We start from the raw sequence: 19181 nt of genomic DNA, 5'->3' as shown, positions 1-19181 counted from the left end.
AACCAGCGACAACAGGCCCCGCCCGCACGCCCAAAACCAGCAAAATCAGCCGGAACGGGAATTAGCCCCTGACCGACCCCCAACCCGGCCATCATGAAAAATCCGGGCTAGGCGGTGCGCCTGGTGGGGGCGACGACCTTGATGACGGCGGAATCGTCGGCAGCGGCGAGCCCCTGGGCCTGGCCGAGCAGGTAGAGCTGCTCGGCGGCGGCGGCCACGGGTGCGGCGAGGCCGCCGGCGCGGGTGGCCTTGCCGACGATGCCCATGTCCTTGACGAAGATATCCAGGCGGCTGAGGACCTCCGCGCCGTTCTCCGTGTAGGCCTCGAGGATGCGGGGCCCGCGGTTGGAGAGCATAAACGACCCGGCGGCGCCGGCTTCGAGGGCTGCGAGGGTCTTGGCCTGGTCCAGGCCGAGGGCGTCGGCGAGGGCCATCGCCTCGGCCGCCGCGGCGATGTGGATCCCGCAGAGCAGCCGGTTGACGGTCTTGAGGGCCTGCCCGTCACCGGGCTTGTCCCCCACGACGGTCAGGGTGGAGGCGAGCAGTTCCAGGACCGGCCGGGCCGACTCCAGCGCCTGCGGTTCGGCGCCGACGACGATCAGGAGGTCGCCTTCGCCGGCGCGCTTGGGTCCGCCCGAGAGCGGCGCGTCAACGAGGGCGACGCCGAATTCCGCGAGCCGTGCGACGGTTGCGGGAATGGCTTCGGTGCCGACGGTGCTGCCCAGGATCACGACGGCGCCCGGCTTCAGGACGGAGGCGACGCCGTTTTCGCCGAAGAGGACGTCGTCAAGCTGCTCGCCGTTGCGCACGGCCAGCAGCAGGGCATCCGCACCCTCGGCCGCTTCACGGGCGGAGGCGAACGTGCGGACCCCGGCGTCTTCGGCAAGCCGCAGGCGGGGCTCGGCGATGTCGAAGCCGTGGACGGTCAGCCGGGTCGCCAGCCGGGTGGCCATGGGCAGTCCCATGGCGCCCAGGCCGAGGACGGTGACTTTGTAGTTCATGGTTTTCTCCATTGAAATGGGTGGGTTGGGGGGATCAGAAAGTGTTGCTGAGCTTGCGGGTGACCTGGGCCAGGGACTCCACGACGGCCCGGACGATGTCGTCCAGGTAGCCCTCGGAATCGCCGCCCAGCAGCTTTTCGACGTCGATTTCCACGATGCGCGCGGCGCCGTGCTGTTCGACGAGGGCCTTGAGCTGGCGGGTGGTGACGCCCACGTGGGAGCCGACCACGATCAGGCCGCCGGCGTCGGAGGGCGCGTTGCCCGCATAGGCCTCCTCGCCGCTGAGCTCGGTGCGGATTTCCTGGCCGATGCGGCCCCGCACGAACGGCGGACCCACCCGGTAAAGCAGCTTCTTGCCGCGGCGTTCCGCTTCCTCCAGGCCCAGTGCGAGGGCGCGGAAATCGTTTTCGGCCACGATGTCGGCCACGATCGGGGTGGAGTCCATGGCCGCGTCGATGGCATCCGCGATGGCGTCCGCCGAAATCCGGGGGTCGCCGTCCGGGCCCGCGGCGCGGATGACGTCCAGGGTCAGCACGATCACCGAATCCGCCGGGAAGCGGCCCTGGGACTTCTCTTCGACGCACTTGGCCAGTTCGGAGTTCGCGAAGCCGAAGCTCGCATCCCTGGCGAATTCGGTGTCCGCCACCGGGGTGAGCTTGCCGGCGTCCTCACCGGTGCCGCGCATGAAGGGCACCCCGCCGATCGTCACGCGTCCGGCGTCGGGGAATGCCGGGACGATCACGACGCCGTCGGTCACCTCGGCCGCTGACAGCGGCGATTGTTGCCGCGATCGTGTCCGGTTCCAGCGGGTAGTGGCCGCGGAGGGTGGAGTCACTGCGGCTGACGAACCCCAGGCGCAGCCGGGAGGCGGCACCGTCGGTTTCGAGGGCGGCTGCCGCGAGGGCATTCCGGACCACCTCTTCGTTGCGGGCGGCGGCCTCGGCGGGGTCCAGGCTCCGCGTGTTGGTCAGGACGTAGACGGCGTCCTGGCGGCGGCCGTTGATGCGGTGGGTGAAGGCCCAGGTGAAGTCCTCGACATCCCAGCGGGTGAGGACCGGCAGGTCCGCGACGGACTGCGTGCCCGTCGGGTCGTCGTCGAGCACCACCAGGATCCGCGGGGACGGCCGGGACGATGCCGCAAGGGCGTCGGCGACGGTCCGGGCGGGAATCGGGACCTCTGCGGGGAAGGCGGCCAGCACGCCTGCTTCAAAAAGCTCTGGTTCAAAGGGCACTTGCACTCCATTGTGGGAACTCTAGCGGCGATGGGGATTTGTAAGATGTCTGACATCTAACATTTGAATGCTAGCGCGGCATACGGCACAGAGACGCGCAAGTAGACTTGTCCATCAGGCAACTCGATGACGGCGAATGGGGAAAATTGGCTAGGAAATCGCTGGTCGGCGTCGTGGCAGATGAACTGCTGGACCGCATCATTGCCGGCGAATTTCCGCCCGGGTCATCCGTACCCGGCGAGCTGGAGCTGAGCGCCCGCCACGAGGTGAGCCGCATGACGGTCCGCGAGGCTATGAAGACCCTCGAAGCCCAGCAGATCCTCAGTGTGGAGCGCGGCCGGGGAACCTTTGTCAACCCGCTGAACCGCTGGGCCTCCCTCGAGGCCGTCCTCCGGGCAGCGTCAGAGGGGAAGAACGACGCCGCGGCAGCCGTCCAGCTGATCGAGCTGCGCCGGATGCTGGAGACGGGTGCCTGCGAGCTGGCAGCCGGCCGAATCGGCGACGCCGACCTGAAGACCCTCGGCGGGCAGCTGGAATCGATGCGCGAGGCGCACGAAAAACACGACGTCGCCGCGTTCGTGGCGGCGGACCTCGCCTTCCACGACCTCATTCTGCGCGCGTCGGAGAATGTCTTTGTGGCCGTACTGTTTGCGCCGCTGCACCGGATGCTGGAAAAGCGGCGGACCCAGACGTCCGAGGTGCGCGACATCCAGGCGCACGCAATCGGCCATCACCAGAAAATTGTGGAGGCACTGTCCACCCGGGATCCGCACCGGGCCCGGGATGCCATGGACGCGCACATGCAGCAGACCCTGGATGACCTCAAGACCTACGTCCTGGCGGACCGCCAGGCCTAAGCGGCGGGCGGAACGCCCGGCGGCCCGGGGCGGCGCTCAGGCGAGCGAGAGGAAAAGCTTCTCGAGTTCGGCGCGGTCCAGGCTGGGGTCCTCCTGCTGCATGCACTGCTGCAGGCCGGTGGCGATGATCGAGAATCCGGCCTTGTCCAGCGCACTGGAAACGGCTGCCAGTTGGGTGACGACGCTCTTGCAGTCGCGGCCCTCTTCGATCATCCGTGTGACGGCGGCAAGCTGCCCCTGGGCTCGGCGAAGTCGATTGATGACGGGCTTCATGTCGGTGGGATCGAGTTCCATTTTGTTCCTCCGGGATCAACAGGGTTACTTCCCATGATATACCCCCCCATGTATCACCGATACCCCACAGGGTATGATCTGCCCCTCCGCTGCGCCGCTTCGGGCCGCGGGAGACGCCCCCGGGTCCGCCGCGGCTAGGGACCTAAGTACCTAGTGGACCCTGAATATTCGGCGTATTGCTGGGTGTGTGAACGCCGCCGGATTCTTGGATTCTGGCGCCGGCGGGGCCGGCGCAGGGGGCGCCGCGCCGGGACGAAGCCTGGGACGGGACCGGGGACCGCATGCGGGACAGTGGAATTCGGGGCCGTGGAGCCGTTATGTCGCGATGGGCGATTCGTTTACCTCGGGCCTCGGGGACCCGGAACCGCTGAGTCCCGGCGGCATGAGGGGCTGGGCGGACCGTATCGCCGAGGAACTCAGCGGGGGGAAGCCGGATTTCCGTTACGCCAACCTTGCCGTCAGCGGGCTCCTCCTGCGCGAGATCCTGGACCGGCAACTCGGGCCTGCGATCGCGCTGAAGCCGGACCTGGTCACGCTTTCGGCCGGCGGAAACGATATTGTCTTCCACCGGAGCGATCCTGACAGGATGGCCGCCGCTCTCGACGCAGCAGTGGGCATGCTCAGCGCCACGGGCGCCACCATCGTGCTCTTCACGGGTCCGGACTGGGGCGACACACCGCTGCTGGGCCACAACCGGGGCCGGGTGGCCGTCTTCAACGAGAACATCCGGACCATCGCCGCGCGCCATCACGGCGTGATCGCCGATCTGTGGTCCCTGCGGCAGCTCTCCGACCCGCGAATGTGGGACCCGGACCGCCTGCACTTCTCCCCAATGGGGCACCACACCATCGCGGCCATGGTGCTGGAATCCCTGAGAATCCCCCACACCCTGAGCCCGCTGGAGCCCAAGCCCATGCCGGCCGGAAGCTGGCGGGAAAGCAAAGCCGGAGACCTCGCCTGGTTCACCAACTACCTGCTCCCCTGGATGGTCAGCCGGGTCCGGAAACGGCCCGACGCCCCGCCGCTGATGCCCAAGCGTCCCGAACCGGGGCCCGTCACCGGATCCTGAGGCATGGCCGGCCGGCCCTAGTCCCGCCGCAATCTGTCGGCTAATCTGCAGGAACGGCCCACCGCCGGGTATCGATGGCGATCACGAGGAGCGAAGTTGCCTAATCACACTTACAGCATTTCTGAAATTGTCGGAACGTCGAACGAAGGCATTGACGCCGCCGTCCGCAACGGCATCGCCGAGGCGGCCAAGACCCTGCGGAACCTCGACTGGTTCGAAGTCAAGGAAGTCCGCGGACACCTCGAAAACGGAGAGGTCGCCGACTGGCAGGTCACCATCAAGCTCGGGTTCCGCCTGGAGCGTTAACCTCCGACGCCGGCCCGCACGTTCCGCCACCTTCCTAAGGAGCGCCGCGTGCAATACACCCAACTGGGCCGCTCCGGCCTGAAGATCTCCCGGCTCTGCCTGGGAACCATGAACTTCGGACCGCACACCGGGGAAGCCGATGCCCGCTCCATCATGGACCTGGCGCTGGAGTCGGGCATCAATTTCTTTGACACCGCGAACGTCTACGGCGGCGCCGGCCACCGGGGACGCACCGAGGAAATCCTGGGCCGCTGGTTCGCCACCGGCGGCGAACCCCGGGAACGGACCGTGCTGGCGACGAAGCTCTACGGGACCATGGCGGACCGGCCCAACGAGTCGAGGCTCTCCGCACTGAACATCCGGCGCGCCCTGGACGCGAGCCTGAAGCGGCTGCAAACGGACTACATCGACCTTTACCAGCAACTTTGCCGGCTGGCACATCGCCCGGACGCAGGAAGCTGCCGCACGGCGCCACAGCAACGGCCTCGTCAGCGAGCAGTCCATTTACAACCTGCTGACCCGCAACGTGGAACTGGAGGTCATCCCGGCCGCCCAGCAGTACGGACTGGGGCTGATCCCCTGGTCGCACCTGCAGGGCGGGCTGCTGGGTGGCGTGCTGAAGAAAGGGCACAGGGGCGTGCGCCGCGCCGATGGTGGGTCCCCGCACCCGGGAGTACCTCGATGCCACCATTCGTGCCGTGGACCTGGAGCTTGACGCCGGGGTCCTCCAGCGGCTCGACGAGATTTTCCCGGCGTACCGGACAGCGCCGGAGGATTATGCGTGGTGACCGGCGGCCGGGAGAAGCCCGGCAAACCTGGCCAAAAGGACCCAAATACTGCCACTGCGGAAGTTTCACGGCCCTCAAGTGGCCCTTTTATACTAAGCATGATTAGTATTGGGGAAGAAGGATGTAGCGCACCCGGCAATCCGGGTGCCTCCTCTATGAAGAAGAAGGAACGATAAAAATGGGCTTTTTCGCATTTCTGATTCTGGGCCTTATCGCCGGTGCAATCGCTAAGGCAATCCTCCCGGGCAGTCAGGGTGGTGGCATCATCATCACGCTGATCCTGGGCGTCGTTGGCGCCCTCCTGGGTGGCTTCATTGGCGGCGCGCTGTTCAACGTGGGCATCAACGAGTTCTTCTCGCTGTCGACCTGGCTCCTGGCCATCGGCGGTGCGATCATCGTGCTGCTCGTTTACGGCATGATCTCCAAGCGTTCAGCCCGCTAAGGCTGACGCGACCGAAAACCGGTCCCGGGATTCTTCCCGGGGCCGGTTTTTTGGCACACGGCCTCACCAGGATTTACTGAACACCAATTTTGAGCACCACCGATCAGCAGGAGGACAGCATGAAAGGCAAACTTCTTTTCGGAGCCGGGATCGCCGCAGGCTACGTTCTCGGGTCACGGTCCGGACGGGCAGCGTACGAGAAGCTCAAGGCACGCGCGGCCGCCCTGTGGGAAAGCAAGCCGGTCCAGGACAAGGTGACCGCGGCGGCCGATGCAGTAAAGGAAAAGGCACCCGAGGTGACTGAGCAGCTGGGCGAGGCGGCCCGCCGCGCGGGTACGGTGATCGGTTCCGCCGTCCGCCGCGACAGCTCCCCCAGCGTGACGGCAGGCGAAGGCGCGTCGGACGACGCCGCCGGCGTCCCCGCGCACAGCGCCCACCCGGAGACCGTCAATCTCGGGACCTCCACGGCGCCGGCCGCGGCCGACGTCGAGTCCGACCCGGCCCTCAACGACCAGCAGGGCCAGGACTGGTCCGACGAAGGCGGTGCCACCCCGGCCGGAGCAGCGACGAACGTCGATCCTGACAAGGTTTCCTAGCCGCACCGGGTTTCCTGGTCAGAGGGGCGGACGACTCACCGCTGTTCCGATCACAACCGTGGCGTCCAGCTCCGTGGAGCTGGCAACCCGGGCCGTGAGTCCATTGCGGAGGAACAGTTCGACGGTCCGCGGCGCCTGCCGCCGGCTCGTCTCGATCAGCAGGGAGCCGCCCGGTGCCAGCCATTGCGGCGCCGCGGCGGCCACCCGCCGTTGCACCTGAAGCCCGTCTTTGCCGCCGTCGAGGGAAACCCGCGGTTCGTGGAGGCGGGCTTCCTGCGGCATGGTGCCGATTTCTGCCGAGGGAACATACGGGCCGTTGACGGCAAGGATGTCGACTCGACCGCGCAGCCTCGCCGGGAGTGGCTCGTACAGGTCTCCTTCGTGGACCGCACCGCCGAGCGGCACGATGTTCCGGGCCGCGCACCGCACCGCGGCGGAGTCGATGTCGGCAGCATGCAGCTCCAGGGGACCGGCCAGCGCCGCGAGCGCGGTGCCGACCGCCCCTGATCCGCAGCACAGGTCCACGACGACGGGCGCGTGCCCCAAGCCGCCTTTTTGTGGGAGAAGCCGGACGGCCTGCCGGACGAGGAACTCGGTGCGGCGGCGGGGCACGAATACTCCCGTGTCCACGGCGATCCGCAGTCCGCAAAACTCCGCCCAGCCCAGGATGTGCTCAAGCGGCAGACCGGATACCCGCCGCTCCACGAGGGCATCCAGGTGGTCGGGCGTGGCCGCGGCTGCCGCCAGCAGCCGGGCTTCCTCCTCGGCGAAGACGCAGCCGGCCGCCCGGAGCCGTGTGATGACCGAGGGCCGGGGCGCAGGTGGGTCCGTCATGCCAGGGCCCCCTTTCCGCTGCTGGTGCCGGAACTCCCATGCTAGCGAAGTGGCAGGATGGCACCATGCCTACCCAACAAACGGCTTCCGAATCTTCGCTGCCGGTGCCGGCGAGCGCCGTTGCGTCAAACGAGCTGATCTGGACCGGGTGTTACACCGCGGACGGCGGCGGCCGCGGTACCGGAATCGGGGCGCTGCGTGCCAGCGCCGACGGGACGCTGCGCTGGCTGGGGGTCGCCGCCGCGGCAGACTCGCCGTCGTTCCTCGCCGTGCACCCCTCCCTTGATGTGGTCTACGCCGTGGGCGAGGCGGCGGCATCTCGGCACGGTTCCCGGCCGCCGCATCGATAGTCCCCGGGCGTCCCAGCCGCGCCCACGCCAGCCTGATGCTCGACGATGGCAGGGTGATGACCACCGACCTCGGGCACGACCTCCTGCGGGTCTGGGACTACGTGCCCTCGCAGGGCCTTCGGCTGGACCACGAAGTGGCCCTCCCGCGGGACTGCGGCCCCGGCATCTCGTCCGGCATCCGGGCGGCAGCGTGTTGGTGGTGACCGAATACTCGATAGAGGTTGCCGTGGTGCAGCGGTCCCGGGAGTCGGGGAGGTTCACCCTGACCGGAATTTTCCCGGCCACCAGCAGCGGCGCACGACCCGGCGACTCCGCGGCAGAGATTGCCCTCGCCGCGGACGGGAGCGCTGATCCCGGCGCGTCCCTGACCGCGGGACATGCCCAGTCCCTGCGCCCAGGACTGGGCATAACAGCACTATGTCCACGCTACGAAGCGGCAGGAGGGCATGTCCCGCGCAAGCTCCGGCAAACGGACGTGCGCAGCCCCCCTGACCTCGGGACATGCCCAGTCCCTGCGCCCAGGACTGGGCATAACAGCACTATGTCCACGCCACGAAGCGGCAGGAGGGCATGTCCCGCGGGCAGGAGGGCATGTCCCGCGCGACAAACCCGTCCGCGGCACGGACTGGCCGCCGTCCGTCAGCTTCCCGAGCCCGCCCACTCCAGCAGGCGGTCCAGGGGCCAGCTGGTGATGATCCGTTCCGCCGGCACGCCGTTGCGTTCGGCCCGCTCGGCGCCGTACTGCAGGAAATCGAGCTGGCCCGGGGCGTGGGCGTCGCTGTCGATGCTGAACACGCAGCCTGCGTCGAGGGCCAGTTCAATGAGGGCGCCGGGCGGGTCCTGGCGTTCGGGCCGGGCATTGATTTCGACGGCGACGCTGTGCTCCGCGCAGGCGGCGAAGACCTCTTTGGCGTTGAACTCCGACGCCGGCCGTGTGCCCCGGCCCCCTTGAATGAGACGGCCCGTGCAATGGCCGAGCACGTTCGTGTGCGGGTCCGCGATCGCGCCAAGCAACCGCCGGGTCATGGTGCGCTTGTCCGCACGCAGCTTTGAGTGCACGCTGGCGACCACGATATCCAGCCGGTCCAGCATCTCGGGGGTCTGGTCCAGGCTGCCGTCCTCGAGGATGTCGGCCTCGATGCCCCGCAGAAGGCGGAAGCCGCCGTCGCCGTCGCCGTCGATACCCGCGACGATGTCGAGTTGCTCGGCCAGCCGCTCGGCACTGAGCCCGTTGGCGATCCTGAGGCTGGGCGAATGATCGGTGAGCGCGAGGTACTCGCGGCCCAGCAGTTTCGCGGCGCCCACCATGGCCTCGATTGGGGATCCGCCGTCGGACCAGTCGCTGTGGCTGTGCAGGTCGCCGCGGAGGGCGGCCAGCAGCGTATGCCCTCCCTGCACCAGGGGCTGGGCGCCCCGGCTTCGCAGTCCGTCGAGGTACTCCGGCACGCCGCCGGCGAGCGCTTCGCTGATGACCTGGAACGTCCGGTCGCCGATCCCTTTGGTCCTCCGGAGCCGGCCGTCCCCGGCCCGGGCTGCCAGTTCCTCCGCGCCGAGACCGGCGATGATTCCTGCGGCCTTCCGGAACGCCTGGATCTTGAAGGTCTGGGCAAGCTCGCGTTCGAGCCAGAAAGCGATCTCGTTCAGGGCATCGGCGGCATCCATGGCACCATCTTGCACCCCGGACCATCGCACGGGGACCCCCGGCGTCGCCCGGATGTCTCACCGCTTTGGGCAGCGGGCCAACGTTCTGAGAGGGTCAAGTCCATTTGCGTGGTGTAACGCGGTTGTCGCGTGATTCTTGATTTTGGTTAGGCGCTGAGCGCCAGTTCGGGGTTGGTGTCCTCCTGTTCTGTCGCGACCACGGTCGTGAGTGCGGCCTCGGCCCGGCGCCGGCGCTCCAGCAGCCAGTCGGGGAAGTAGCAGCCTTGCCGGAGCTTCGGGATGGCGACGTCCAGGGTCCCGGCACGGGTGTCGAAGTCCCGGTGCCGGTACCCGTTGCGGGAATTGGCGCGGGCCTCGGAGCGGGCACCGTATTCGGCGCCGCAGACCGCGTCGGCCCCGGCGCTCATCAGCGCGTTGATGAACGTGGTCAGCATGGATCGCATCAGATCCGGGGAGGCCTGCTCGAGCTGTTCTGACAGAAACCGGGCAGGATCGATAACATGGGGTGCGGTCATCGCGTGAGCTCTCTTTCGAAACGTACTTTGGTAGGTCGTTTCAAGAATCACGCGGTGGCCGCCTCACGTCCGGGAGCAACACGCCCGGAGCCGGGCCGTTACACCACGCTAATGGGCACTACCTTCTGAGAGACTTGTCCCGGCCGGGGCCTGATCCGGCGGGGAACTACGCCGGCGGTCCTTGGGGAGGGCCTCTCCGGCAGCTGGGAAACTTCACGTTATGGTGCTGCTCGACAGGTCAACGCTCATGGTGGTCTTCGCCCTGATGACGCTGACGATGCTGGTCCTGTTCTACTTCGACAGCTACCGCAAGAGCCGGGCCCCCTTTGCCGGCTGGTGGTGCTGGGCTGTCGCCTCGTTCTTCCTGGCGGCCGTCTTCTACTTCATGGGCGAGGCCCAGGCGGTGGCTTGGGCCCCCAGCGTGGGAAATGGCGTGATGGTGCTTGGCTCCGGCTGCGTCTGGGCGGGAACCCGCTCGCTGGCCGGCCGGCGGATCCTGCCCTGGCTGTTGGGGATCCCTGCGATGGCGGCCTTCGCCGTCGACGCCTCCGTCCGCTACTCCGATAACGCCCGGATCGGCAGCATTGTGCTGTTGGCGCTGATGGGGACGGCGATCGGTCTCGCCTCCGTGGAGCTGTGGCGCGAACGCGAAGAGTCCTGGCATCTTGTCCGGTCCCTCGCCGTCGCTACTGCCGTCTGTGCCGTCTATTACCTAAGCCGGACGGTGGGGCTGGCCGTCCTGGGCCCGGCGGATCCGCTGTTCCAGGTGCTTTTCGGCACCGGCGTGTCCATGCTGATGGCCATGGTCCTGCTGGTGGTCGTTTCGTCCAGCATCACCTCGCTGAATTACGCCCGCCGAACCGAGAACCTGCAGGAGCTGGCCTACCATGATGGGCTGACCGGACTGCTGAACCGCGAGGAGTTCATGCGCCAGGCCCAGCGCAGGCTCCGGGCCAACCTCGCCGCCGGCGTCGACACCGTGATTGTGATGGCGGACCTGGACCGCTTCAAAGCCATCAACGACCGCTTCGGCCATGACGCGGGCGACGGCGTCATCCGCGCTTTCGCCGAGGCCTGCCGCCTGGCCGTGCGGGACGCTGATCTGGTGGGCCGCTACGGCGGTGAGGAATTTGCACTGCTGCTCGACGGCGTCGACGCCGCCGGGGGCGTCCGCATCGCCGACCGGATCAATGCCGCCCTGGCCGAGCACAGTTCCCTGCCCGCTGGCGCAGACTCGCCGACGGCGAGTTTCGGCGTCGTCGACGCCCACGGCGGGAACGCGGGGCTCCAGCGGCTTCTCCGGGAAGCCGACCGGGCCCTGTATGACGCGAAAGCGGCCGGGCGCAACCAAGCGGTGATCGGGTTGACTGCCGCGGGCACCCAGCCAGGCTGAGCTGCCCGCGGCAGCACCGCTCAGGACGCGCGGGGAAGCTTCGCCGCGAGGTTCCCGGCAGCGGCGGCCGAGGGCCGCGCCGCGGGATCCATGGCGGTCATGGCCGTCAGCAGCGACACCCACACCGTGCCGAGCCCGGCGGGAATCAGGGGCTTGCGGAGGGTCCGCGCCACCAGGGACTCCACCGGGGTGCCCGGAAACGCCTTGGCCCCGGTGAGGCACTCAAGCAGCACCAGCCCCAGGGAATAGATGTCGCCGGGAGCGCCGGGATGCCGGCCAGCGGCCTGTTCCGGGCTCATGTAGTACACGGTGCCAGAGGAGTCGCCCGGCTCCAGTGTGGTTCCAGCCGGGGTGGCGATGCCGAAATCGGCGATCCGGACCGCGGACCGCCGCAGTGCGCTGAGCAGGATATTGGCGGGTTTGATGTCCCGGTGGACCAGTCCGCGGGCATGGACGTGGGCAAGACCGGACAGCGCCGCGACCGCCCAGCGGGCAACTTCGCCGGCGTCGGCTGGACCGCTGCGGATCCGCTCGGCGAGGCTGCCCCCATAAGCAAACTCCTCAACGAGGAAAGGGCGCCCGGCCCACGGGTCACCGGCCGGAACGACGCCTTCGGCAATGAAGGTGACGATCGCGGGATGGTCCAGCGAGGCCAGAACCCGCGCCTCGGCGTGGATCCGCTCCGCCTGCTGCGGCCCGGGGTCTTCGGCGACCTTAATGGCCACGGGCCGGCCGTCTGCCACATCCGTTCCGCGGAACACGGTGGCCGTGGCGCCACGGCCCAGCAGCTCGTGGACGAGGAAGCGGCCCCCGGGAGCGTCCGGGAGCGCCAACACTCTGGCATCGAGCCCGACGGCGGCAGGGACCGGCAAGGCGGAGGGCCGCTCCGCCAGGGCCACCGCGGAGTGCGGGGCTCTCAACGGCTGAGCTCGGACACGATGCTGGACGTGTGCACGATTCCGTCCAGCTGGAAGCCGCACCCGCAGCGCCAGAGCGGCGGCAATTCCGCGGAGGCATCGGCCGGTGCGAAGGAGTAAACGGACCTGAGGGCGGGGGCCGGCGCCTTCCCCTCCATCGGCATCCCGCAGTGGACCGGGGCGGCAGAGGCCTGCACGGGCGGAACGGCGGCCGGAGCCAGTTCAGCCACGGCGCCGCCGGAGAAACGAATATCAGACATAGTTAGTAAGCGTACATATAACTAGTCAGGCTAGCTAGTTGCTTTGGTCGCTATTCCCCGCGTGGTTGCGCGACTCCGCGATGGCCTCACTCATCCGGCGGAGAAAGCTCACAACGATCCTCGCTTCGTCGGCACTGAGGCCTTCCGCGACGGCCATCATCCTGCGGTGCATGTCACCGAGAGTGGCCCGGACCTCCGCATCCGTCGCCCCGGTGGGAACAATCACCAGCGACCGCCGGTCCGTGGGGTGGGGCTCGCGGCGGACATGGCCGCTGCCCACGAGCCGGTCGATCAGCGACGTGGTGGAGGCAGTGGTGATCCCCAGGACGCGGCTCAGGTCCTTGGGCCCCACCTGCTCGCCGTCGGCCTGGGTGCGCAGGAGGTACCGCAGGGCCAGCAGGCCTGTCTCCCCCATCCCCATCGAATCCCTCGCGGCCCGCCTCCGGGCGACTTCCACGTTGCGGTACTCACGCAGCGCATGCAGGACGGCGCCGGGCGGGTCGAGCCTGTCGTCGGGTCCGTACCAATAGCCGGATCCGGTGGGGCTGTGCGCATTCATCCGGTAATCCTAGCCGAACTGATTACTAGGCCATCGTGGGTTTTTTGGCCGCGGCGGGCGGGCCGAACAACGCTGGGCCGCCATCCCGGACCGGTGAACGTGGTGGAAGCTGCCGGCATGGGAGGCGGTTAAAACAGAAGCAGGCCAGAGGCTTCATGCCTCTGGCCTGCTCCGCGGGTGGGCCCTGTGGGGATCGAACCCACGACCCACGGATTAAAAGTCCGATGCTCTACCAACTGAGCTAAAGGCCCCAGCTGAAGACCTCAAACGGCGGATAAATCCGCAGTTCAAGGGCTGATCAGCCCAGTCCATTTCTGAACGTTAATACTGTACCCCAGACCCGGGCGCATTTTGCGCACGGGGCGGGGACGCCGCCGTCGTGCGCCCTGGACGGCTGCGGTGCGGACCGGGGGGCCAACGGCCCCTACGCTCGATTCCCCGACAGCACTGGAGTAGCGTGGTGGCATGAGCGAGCAAGCAGGATCCAGCGCCCCCGGACCGCACCGGCACCACAAGCCGAAGCCCTTCGCCCCGATTGACTTTGAGCCCTTCGCGGGCGGGGCCGATCCTGCCCGCATCTCCGAGGCGGCCCATCTCGCCGCCCAGGCACTCGTGCGCCGCGGACGCGACAGCGACGACCCCGTCGTGACCAAGCGGCTCGTGAAGCTCGCCGATGAACAGGGCCTGGAAGCCATCGCTGAAATGTGGGCCGAAAGCCCGGCACGCTCGCTTCCGGGGGCCCTCTGGCGCCTGTACGCACTCCGCGCCGCCACGATCCAGGACCCCGAGCGGATCTCTGTCTACTTCAGGGCCGGCAAGGACACGGCCCAGGTATCGCACGTGGTGGCCGGCGCCGCCGAGCCGCCCGGAGCGGAGGAGATGAAGTCGATGGCGGACGCCATCCTGTCCGGCGCGTTCGACGGCGAGTTCGACGTCGCGCTGGAACGCTCGGCCGCGTTCTGCCGCGTGGTGGCGCTGGGCCAGGCCACCCTCGCCGACGGCGCCGAGCACAGCAACGAGAACCATGCGAGCAAGCTCACGCGCAATTCGCACCTCCTGGTCAAGACCGCGGAGGACCTCGAACATGCCGCCAACGCCTGGCGCCTGGGCGAACTGGACTGAGGAGGCGTGATGCCGCCGGACAGCCGGTAGGCACGACGCACACGGACTGTCAATGTTGACTTGTCCCCGACCTCGTAGAAAACTAAAAGCGGTGCCGAACCGCGAAACCCCCGGGCTTCAACATCTAGCCGCCTAGAGCGGCCTACCGCCGAGAGGCGTATCCGGTTCGGCACCATTTTCATGCCCCGCGAGTGGCGCACTGCCGGACCTGCCCGGCGGGCGCCGTCATATTCCCGGGCCGCCCGGGCGCCCTTTCCGGCACTTTCAGGCCGGACGGTAAAGTAATCCTCATGCGCGGGTCATCATCACTTCACACACCCGGCAGACAACGGCCGTGCACCTCCCTCCCGAAGACCGGTAATCACACGTGAAGCTGCGCCTTTTCCCCCAGGAGCCCGCCGGGCTGAACCTCCTTGCCCAGCTTGCAGGCCAGATTGCGCTCGCCACGGGCACCCTGTCGGAAATCCTGGGCGCACCGGCCAGTGAAAACGACCGGCTGGTCGAGGACATGCACAACCATGAGGCCAAGTCCGCGGAGCTGCACTTCGCGTTGCTGACGCACATGCGGACCTCGTTCGTGAACCCGCTCCCCCGCGAGGACATGTATGCCCTCTCCCGGTTCCTCAATGAGGCGATGGAAAAGCTTGATGCCGCCGCCGACCTGGTGTCCCTCTACAAGCTGGACCGCCTGCCCAAGCGCGCCGCGGACCAGCTGGAAATCATCAGCAGGCAGGCCGAGCTCACTGTGGACGCCATGCGGAGGCTGGACAACCTGGACGACCTCGAGGACTACTGGATCGAGGTCCTCCGCCTGTCCAAGCGCGCCGAACGGTCCCACCGGGTCTGGGTGGCGGACATGCTCAACGAAATGAAGCCGGCCCGGTACGCTCGGAACCGGGACATCGCCGACCAGCTCGTGGGAGTTACCCGGGACATGCGCCGGATCGCGGTCCAGGTGGGCAGCATCATCGTCAAGGAATCCTGACGTGACCATCCTCCTGTTTGCCCTGGTGGTGGTCTTCGCCGGGGCATTCGCCTTCCTGAACGGTTTCCGGGACGCCTCGGCTGCGGTGGCGCTGGCCGTCCGGACCCGCGCCCTCACGCCGACCATCGCCGTGCTGCTGGCCGCGTTGTTCAACTTCGTTGGTGCCGGGCTGAGCGCCGCACTGGCCCTGGCCGTCAGCCAGACCTGGGTGCAGCTGCCCAAGGGGGAGAACGGGCTGACCATCCTGATGGCGGGCCTGCTCAGTGCCGTGCTGTGGGGCATCTACACCTGGTGGCGGGGCATTCCGTCGTCCTCGACGCATGCCCTCGTAGGCGGGCTGGCCGGCGCCGGGATCGCGAGCGTGGCCGTCGGCGGGCACGCTGTCGGGGGCGTTGACACGTCCCTGCTTTCCCAAGTGGTGCTTCCGCTGCTGCTCTCACCGCTGATTGCCTTCGTGGGCGCCTACCTGCTGGTCTGGCCCGCGACGTGGGCCGCGCGGTATACGCCGCCGAACGTCGTGAATGGCCGCGCGCGGCGCGCGGAGAGCATTGCGGTGGGCGCCGTGGCGTTCGCCCACGGGCTGCAGGACGGACAGCGCACCAGCGCCGTCCTGGTCCTTGCCCTGCTGGCGTCAGGGCTGTCGGATGGCCGGGAGATGCCGGTCTGGGTGGCACTGTTCACCGCGGCCCTGCTGACCGCGGGAACCCTGGCAGGCGGGTGGCGCATTTCCTACACCATTGGCTACCGGCTGATCCGGATGGATCCCCTGCGCGGCTCCGTCGTGCAACTGTTCAGCTCGGCCATCCTGCTGATTGGCGCGATCGGGCTGCACTGGCCCATCTCCACCACGCACACTGTCACGTCGGCCGTCCTGGGTTCCGGCAGCAATCAGGGGTTCGCTGCCACCAACCGGAAAATGGTGATCCGGATCCTGATGTTCTGGGCGCTCACCCCGGTGGCCACCGCGGCGGCGGCCTTCGTGCTGGCCCTGTCCCTGTCACCGCTCGCGGGGCTGTAGGGAACCATCGATTGCTCCGCAGGTGCCCTTTTGAGGGCTCAAAACGGCACCTGCGGAGCAGTCGATGAACCGGTCGGGCTATCCGAAGCGGCCGGAAACGTAGTCCTCGGTGGCCTTCTCGGTCGGATTGCTGAACATGGCGTGGGTGTCGCCGTACTCGATCAGCCGGCCCGGCTTACCGGTGCCCGCGATGTTGAAGAACGCGGTCTTGTCCGAGACGCGGGCGGCCTGCTGCATGTTGTGGGTCACGATCACCACGGTGTACTGGTCCTTGAGCTCGTTGATGAGGTCTTCAATGGCCAGCGTGGAGATCGGGTCCAGTGCGGAGCAGGGCTCGTCCATCAGGATGACCTGCGGTTCCACGGCGATGGCGCGGGCGATGCAGAGCCGCTGCTGCTGGCCGCCGGAAAGGCCGGAGCCGGGCTTGGCCAGCCGGTCCTTGACCTCGTTCCAGAGGTTAGCGCCCTGCAGGGACCGTTCCACCAGGGCGTCGGCCTCGCCCTTGGAGATCTTCTGGTTGTTCAGCTTCACGCCGGCCAGCACGTTGTCGCGGATGGACATCGTGGGGAACGGGTTGGGACGCTGGAAGACCATCCCGATCTGCGAGCGGACGGTGACCGGGTCCACGCCGGGGCCGTACAGGTTGTCGCCGTCGAGCAGTACCTCACCTTCGACGCGGGCGCCGGGGATCACCTCATGCATCCGGTTCAGGGTGCGCAGGAAGGTGGATTTTCCGCAGCCGGAGGGCCCGATGAACGCCGTGACGGACTTGGCTTCGATGTTGATGTTGACGTCTGCGACGGCCAGGAATTTGCTGTAGTAGACGTTCAGGTCTTTGACGTCGATGCGCTTAGACATGATGTTCCTTCACTTGCTGGAGGTACGGACTGAAGAATGGTGTCGCCATGCCGGGCTAGCGGCCGGTCTTGGGGGCGAACATGCGGGCGACCAGGCGGGCGCCGAGGTTGAGCAGCATCACCAGGATGATCAGGACCAGGGCGGCGCCCCAGGCGCGCTGGGAGGACGGATCCGGGTTGGACGGCGAGGTCGGGTTCAGGATCTGCGTGTAGATGAAGGTGGGCAGCGAGGCCATCCAGCCGCCGAACACGTTGTAATTGATCGAGGTGGCGAAGCCCGCGGTGACCAGGATCGGGGCGGTTTCGCCGATCACCCGGGCGATCGCGAGGGTGACACCCGAGGCGATGCCGGAGATCGCCGTCGGAATGACCACCTTGAGGATGGTCCGCCACTTGCGCACACCCAGGGCGTAGGCCGCCTCGCGGAGTTCGTTGGGGACAATCTTGAGCATTTCCTCGCTGGAGCGGACCACCACGGGGATCATCAGCACGGAGAGGGCGACGGCGGCGACGGCACCGGTTTTGGTGCCCGGTCCGACGACGGCGAAGAAGAAGGCTGCCGCGAACAGGCCGGCCACGATCGAGGGGATGCCGGTCATGACGTCCACGAAGAAGGTGATGGCGCGGGCCAGCGGGCGGTCATTGCCGTATTCCACCAGGTAAACGGAGGTCAGCAGGCCCACGGGCACCGAGATCACGGTCGCCATTACCGTGATCAGCAGGGTGCCGATCAGGGCGTGGAAGATGCCGCCGACCACCGGGGCGCCTTCATCGACGCTCTTGTTGTCGAAGGCCCCGGTGACGCCGTTCATCGAGGTGGAAAGAAAGCCGGGGTCCGTGAGGCCGGGCAGGCCGTTGACCAGGACCGTCCAGATCACGGAGAACAATGGCAGCAGCGCGATCAGGAACGCGCCCACCACGAGGCAGCTGGCCAGCTTGTCCTTCGCGCGGCGCGAGCCTTCGACGGCGGCGCTCCAGCCGACCAGGCCAAAGGCGAAGAAGACCGCAGAGACCAGGCCCCAGCCGAGGGCGTTGAACCCGATCAGGGCCAGGACGGCAGCGCCGAGAACCACGGCGATGCCGAGGACCAGATAGGGTGCCCACTTCGGCAGCTGGCCCTTCGTGAGGGCCGAACGCTTCTTGACGGGGGTCAGGGTGGAGGTCATTTAGTTGGCTCCCGAGAATTCTTTGTGCCTGCTGATGATCCAGCGTGCGATCATGTTCACGCCGAGGGTGATGACGAACAGGACCAGGCCGGCTGCAATCAGCGTGTTGACTTTCAGGCCACTGGCCTCGGGGAAGTTCAGCGCGATTTCGGCGGCGATGGTCTGGTTGCCGGACTGGATCAGGCTCGCGGTCAGCACGCCGGAGGACAGCACCAGCGCGACAGCCATGGTCTCGCCGAGTGCGCGGCCCAGGCCCAGCATGACGGCGCTGATGATGCCCGGGCGGCCGAACGGCAACACAGCCATCCGGATCATTTCCCAGCGGGTGGCACCAAGCGCAAGCGCGGCCTCTTCGTGCAGCTTGGGGGTCTGCAGGAAGATTTCGCGGCTCAGCGACGTGATGATGGGCAGGACCATGACGGACAGCACGATTCCCGCGGTGAGGATGGTCTTGCCTGTGGCCGAGGCCGGTCCCTGGAAGATCGGCAGCCAGCCCAGGTTGTTGGCCAGCCAGTTGTAGGCCGGCGAGATTTCCTTGGCGAGGAACGCGGCACCCCAGGCGCCGTAGACCACGGAGGGGATGGCAGCCAGCAAGTCGATCACGTAGCCCAGGCCGGAGGCGAGCTTGCGCGGGGCGAAATGGGAGATGAACAGCGCCACGCCGATCGCGACCGGCGTTGCGATCACGAGGGCGATCACGGCTGCGATCAGGGTGCCGATGACGATCGGCCAGATGTAGGCGAAAAAGCCCTCGCCGCCCTGGATCTTGTCCGGGGAGGCCACAAGGGCAGGGAATGCCTGGATGACGAGGAAGATCGCCACGCCGAAGAGCACGGCCAGGATCAGGCACCCAGCGGCCAAAGTGGCTGCGGAAAAGACCTTATCGCCGGCGCGGCCTGCGCCCCGCGACGTGGTCAGGGAGGTGGTGGTCACTTCACGATCCTTCAGATCTTTTTGT

General features: G+C 67.6%; 21 protein-coding genes, 1 tRNA gene and 4 pseudogenes. 13 read left to right on the top strand and 13 right to left on the bottom strand.

The window, feature by feature from the left end; all coding sequences use genetic code 11:
- Positions 1-107: 107 nt before the first annotated feature.
- Together ACZY0Y_RS09055 and ACZY0Y_RS09050 are read right to left on the bottom strand one after the other, a co-directional pair.
- Positions 108-1013 carry an NAD(P)-dependent oxidoreductase gene (locus tag ACZY0Y_RS09055; RefSeq protein ID WP_463957527.1) on the bottom strand — a complete coding sequence of 302 codons (906 nt, stop codon included), beginning with the start codon at positions 1011-1013 and terminating at the stop codon, positions 108-110.
- Between the two features lie 58 nt (positions 1014-1071).
- A pseudogene (locus ACZY0Y_RS09050) lies at positions 1072-2233 on the bottom strand (four-carbon acid sugar kinase family protein); the annotation flags it as partial.
- 146 nt (positions 2234-2379) lie between these two features.
- Between ACZY0Y_RS09050 and ACZY0Y_RS09045 the strand changes: the two are divergent.
- A complete protein-coding gene (locus tag ACZY0Y_RS09045) occupies positions 2380-3090 on the top strand; it encodes a FadR/GntR family transcriptional regulator (RefSeq protein ID WP_463957526.1) in 711 nt (236 codons plus the stop codon).
- Between the two features lie 36 nt (positions 3091-3126).
- On the opposite strand, the gene ACZY0Y_RS09040 is transcribed toward ACZY0Y_RS09045, so the two are convergent.
- Positions 3127-3384 (bottom strand): metal-sensitive transcriptional regulator, encoded by a 258-nt coding sequence (locus tag ACZY0Y_RS09040; RefSeq protein ID WP_018774886.1) that lies wholly within the window; start codon positions 3382-3384, stop codon positions 3127-3129.
- Between the two features lie 325 nt (positions 3385-3709).
- Here ACZY0Y_RS09040 and ACZY0Y_RS09035 point away from each other — a divergent pair, with 325 nt between their 5' ends.
- The 5 genes and pseudogenes from ACZY0Y_RS09035 (at position 3710) to ACZY0Y_RS09015 (ending at position 6585) form a co-directional block, all read left to right on the top strand.
- The gene (locus ACZY0Y_RS09035) at positions 3710-4453 is read left to right on the top strand and encodes an SGNH/GDSL hydrolase family protein (RefSeq protein WP_463883031.1); all 744 of its coding nucleotides are present in this window, start codon (positions 3710-3712) and stop codon (positions 4451-4453) included.
- 96 nt (positions 4454-4549) lie between these two features.
- Complete coding sequence (locus tag ACZY0Y_RS09030; protein WP_463883029.1) at positions 4550-4759, top strand: dodecin; 210 nt, start codon at positions 4550-4552, stop codon at positions 4757-4759.
- 48 nt (positions 4760-4807) lie between these two features.
- A pseudogene (locus ACZY0Y_RS09025) lies at positions 4808-5547 on the top strand (aldo/keto reductase).
- A gap of 178 nt (positions 5548-5725) precedes the next feature.
- Positions 5726-5989: a GlsB/YeaQ/YmgE family stress response membrane protein gene (locus tag ACZY0Y_RS09020; protein WP_463883027.1), complete on the top strand. Its 264-nt coding sequence runs from the start codon at positions 5726-5728 to the stop codon at positions 5987-5989.
- Positions 5990-6108: 119 nt separating this feature from the next.
- Positions 6109-6585 (top strand): hypothetical protein, encoded by a 477-nt coding sequence (locus ACZY0Y_RS09015; protein WP_463957524.1) that lies wholly within the window; start codon positions 6109-6111, stop codon positions 6583-6585.
- An 18-nt stretch (positions 6586-6603) separates the two neighbouring features.
- Here the strand turns inward: ACZY0Y_RS09015 and ACZY0Y_RS09010 are convergent, their stop codons facing one another.
- Entirely contained in the window at positions 6604-7419 is an 816-nt protein-coding gene (locus ACZY0Y_RS09010) for a putative protein N(5)-glutamine methyltransferase (protein ID WP_463883023.1), read from the bottom strand.
- A 65-nt stretch (positions 7420-7484) separates the two neighbouring features.
- Here ACZY0Y_RS09010 and ACZY0Y_RS09005 point away from each other — a divergent pair, with 65 nt between their 5' ends.
- The 3 genes and pseudogenes from ACZY0Y_RS09005 to ACZY0Y_RS08995 form a co-directional block, all read left to right on the top strand.
- The gene (locus tag ACZY0Y_RS09005) at positions 7485-7769 is read left to right on the top strand and encodes a beta-propeller fold lactonase family protein (RefSeq protein ID WP_463957522.1); all 285 of its coding nucleotides are present in this window, start codon (positions 7485-7487) and stop codon (positions 7767-7769) included.
- Between the two features lie 56 nt (positions 7770-7825).
- Positions 7826-7972 (top strand): hypothetical protein, encoded by a 147-nt coding sequence (locus tag ACZY0Y_RS09000; protein WP_463957520.1) that lies wholly within the window; start codon positions 7826-7828, stop codon positions 7970-7972.
- Positions 7960-8055: pseudogene (locus ACZY0Y_RS08995) on the top strand (hypothetical protein); the annotation flags it as partial. The gene ACZY0Y_RS09000 and the pseudogene ACZY0Y_RS08995, both read left to right, overlap by 13 nt.
- Before the next feature lie 353 nt (positions 8056-8408).
- Here the strand turns inward: ACZY0Y_RS08995 and ACZY0Y_RS08990 are convergent.
- The gene (locus ACZY0Y_RS08990; RefSeq protein ID WP_463957519.1) at positions 8409-9431 is read right to left on the bottom strand and encodes a PHP domain-containing protein; all 1023 of its coding nucleotides are present in this window, start codon (positions 9429-9431) and stop codon (positions 8409-8411) included.
- A gap of 188 nt (positions 9432-9619) precedes the next feature.
- Positions 9620-9946 (bottom strand): annotated as a pseudogene (locus tag ACZY0Y_RS08985) (transposase); the annotation flags it as partial.
- 220 nt (positions 9947-10166) lie between these two features.
- Between ACZY0Y_RS08985 and ACZY0Y_RS08980 the strand changes: the two are divergent.
- Entirely contained in the window at positions 10167-11339 is a 1173-nt protein-coding gene (locus ACZY0Y_RS08980; protein WP_463957517.1) for a GGDEF domain-containing protein, read from the top strand.
- Positions 11340-11359: 20 nt separating this feature from the next.
- Here the strand turns inward: ACZY0Y_RS08980 and ACZY0Y_RS08975 are convergent, their stop codons facing one another.
- From ACZY0Y_RS08975 to ACZY0Y_RS08960, 4 genes are all read right to left on the bottom strand, one after another.
- Positions 11360-12259 carry a serine/threonine-protein kinase gene (locus ACZY0Y_RS08975; protein ID WP_463957515.1) on the bottom strand — a complete coding sequence of 300 codons (900 nt, stop codon included), beginning with the start codon at positions 12257-12259 and terminating at the stop codon, positions 11360-11362.
- Positions 12256-12516, bottom strand: coding sequence for a hypothetical protein (locus ACZY0Y_RS08970; protein ID WP_463957513.1), 261 nt, complete (start codon positions 12514-12516; stop codon positions 12256-12258). The genes ACZY0Y_RS08975 and ACZY0Y_RS08970 overlap by 4 nt, the downstream gene beginning before the upstream one ends.
- Before the next feature lie 34 nt (positions 12517-12550).
- Positions 12551-13075 (bottom strand): MarR family winged helix-turn-helix transcriptional regulator, encoded by a 525-nt coding sequence (locus ACZY0Y_RS08965; protein WP_463957511.1) that lies wholly within the window; start codon positions 13073-13075, stop codon positions 12551-12553.
- Positions 13076-13253: 178 nt separating this feature from the next.
- Positions 13254-13326: transfer RNA gene (locus tag ACZY0Y_RS08960), tRNA-Lys, on the bottom strand.
- 214 nt (positions 13327-13540) lie between these two features.
- On the opposite strand from ACZY0Y_RS08960, the gene ACZY0Y_RS08955 reads away from it, so the two are divergent.
- The 3 genes from ACZY0Y_RS08955 (at position 13541) to ACZY0Y_RS08945 (ending at position 16200) form a co-directional block, all read left to right on the top strand.
- Positions 13541-14197: a hypothetical protein gene (locus ACZY0Y_RS08955; protein ID WP_463883015.1), complete on the top strand. Its 657-nt coding sequence runs from the start codon at positions 13541-13543 to the stop codon at positions 14195-14197.
- A gap of 367 nt (positions 14198-14564) precedes the next feature.
- Complete coding sequence (locus tag ACZY0Y_RS08950) at positions 14565-15182, top strand: DUF47 domain-containing protein (RefSeq protein ID WP_463883013.1); 618 nt, start codon at positions 14565-14567, stop codon at positions 15180-15182.
- Between the two features lies 1 nt (position 15183).
- Entirely contained in the window at positions 15184-16200 is a 1017-nt protein-coding gene (locus ACZY0Y_RS08945) for an inorganic phosphate transporter (RefSeq protein ID WP_463883011.1), read from the top strand.
- A 78-nt stretch (positions 16201-16278) separates the two neighbouring features.
- On the opposite strand, the gene pstB is transcribed toward ACZY0Y_RS08945, so the two are convergent.
- The 3 genes from pstB to pstC are packed head-to-tail and all read right to left on the bottom strand — an operon-like array spanning position 16279 to position 19156.
- Complete coding sequence (pstB, locus tag ACZY0Y_RS08940; RefSeq protein ID WP_463883009.1) at positions 16279-17058, bottom strand: phosphate ABC transporter ATP-binding protein PstB; 780 nt, start codon at positions 17056-17058, stop codon at positions 16279-16281.
- 55 nt (positions 17059-17113) lie between these two features.
- Entirely contained in the window at positions 17114-18223 is a 1110-nt protein-coding gene (pstA, locus tag ACZY0Y_RS08935; RefSeq protein ID WP_463883008.1) for a phosphate ABC transporter permease PstA, read from the bottom strand.
- The gene (gene pstC, locus ACZY0Y_RS08930; protein ID WP_024366061.1) at positions 18224-19156 is read right to left on the bottom strand and encodes a phosphate ABC transporter permease subunit PstC; all 933 of its coding nucleotides are present in this window, start codon (positions 19154-19156) and stop codon (positions 18224-18226) included.
- Positions 19157-19181: the final 25 nt, after the last annotated feature.

The organism is Pseudarthrobacter kochi (assembly GCF_055412805.1).
The sequence above is the reverse complement of the archived record's forward strand: the minus strand, read 5'-3'. Positions and strand labels throughout refer to the sequence as shown.

What these genes read in the sequence shown, in the direction of transcription:
- ACZY0Y_RS09055 (WP_463957527.1), bottom strand. Translation starts at nt 1,013, where the DNA reads ATGGAGAAAACCATGAACTACAAAGTCACCGTCCTCGGCCTGGGCGCC.
- ACZY0Y_RS09040 (WP_018774886.1), bottom strand. Translation starts at nt 3,384, where the DNA reads ATGGAACTCGATCCCACCGACATGAAGCCCGTCATCAATCGACTTCGC.
- ACZY0Y_RS09035 (WP_463883031.1), top strand. Translation starts at nt 3,710, where the DNA reads ATGGGCGATTCGTTTACCTCGGGCCTCGGGGACCCGGAACCGCTGAGT.
- ACZY0Y_RS09020 (WP_463883027.1), top strand. Translation starts at nt 5,726, where the DNA reads ATGGGCTTTTTCGCATTTCTGATTCTGGGCCTTATCGCCGGTGCAATC.
- ACZY0Y_RS09015 (WP_463957524.1), top strand. Translation starts at nt 6,109, where the DNA reads ATGAAAGGCAAACTTCTTTTCGGAGCCGGGATCGCCGCAGGCTACGTT.
- ACZY0Y_RS09010 (WP_463883023.1), bottom strand. Translation starts at nt 7,419, where the DNA reads ATGACGGACCCACCTGCGCCCCGGCCCTCGGTCATCACACGGCTCCGG.
- ACZY0Y_RS09005 (WP_463957522.1), top strand. Translation starts at nt 7,485, where the DNA reads ATGCCTACCCAACAAACGGCTTCCGAATCTTCGCTGCCGGTGCCGGCG.
- ACZY0Y_RS09000 (WP_463957520.1), top strand. Translation starts at nt 7,826, where the DNA reads ATGACCACCGACCTCGGGCACGACCTCCTGCGGGTCTGGGACTACGTG.
- ACZY0Y_RS08990 (WP_463957519.1), bottom strand. Translation starts at nt 9,431, where the DNA reads ATGGATGCCGCCGATGCCCTGAACGAGATCGCTTTCTGGCTCGAACGC.
- ACZY0Y_RS08980 (WP_463957517.1), top strand. Translation starts at nt 10,167, where the DNA reads ATGGTGCTGCTCGACAGGTCAACGCTCATGGTGGTCTTCGCCCTGATG.
- ACZY0Y_RS08970 (WP_463957513.1), bottom strand. Translation starts at nt 12,516, where the DNA reads ATGTCTGATATTCGTTTCTCCGGCGGCGCCGTGGCTGAACTGGCTCCG.
- ACZY0Y_RS08965 (WP_463957511.1), bottom strand. Translation starts at nt 13,075, where the DNA reads ATGAATGCGCACAGCCCCACCGGATCCGGCTATTGGTACGGACCCGAC.
- ACZY0Y_RS08955 (WP_463883015.1), top strand. Translation starts at nt 13,541, where the DNA reads ATGAGCGAGCAAGCAGGATCCAGCGCCCCCGGACCGCACCGGCACCAC.
- pstB (WP_463883009.1), bottom strand. Translation starts at nt 17,058, where the DNA reads ATGTCTAAGCGCATCGACGTCAAAGACCTGAACGTCTACTACAGCAAA.
- pstA (WP_463883008.1), bottom strand. Translation starts at nt 18,223, where the DNA reads ATGACCTCCACCCTGACCCCCGTCAAGAAGCGTTCGGCCCTCACGAAG.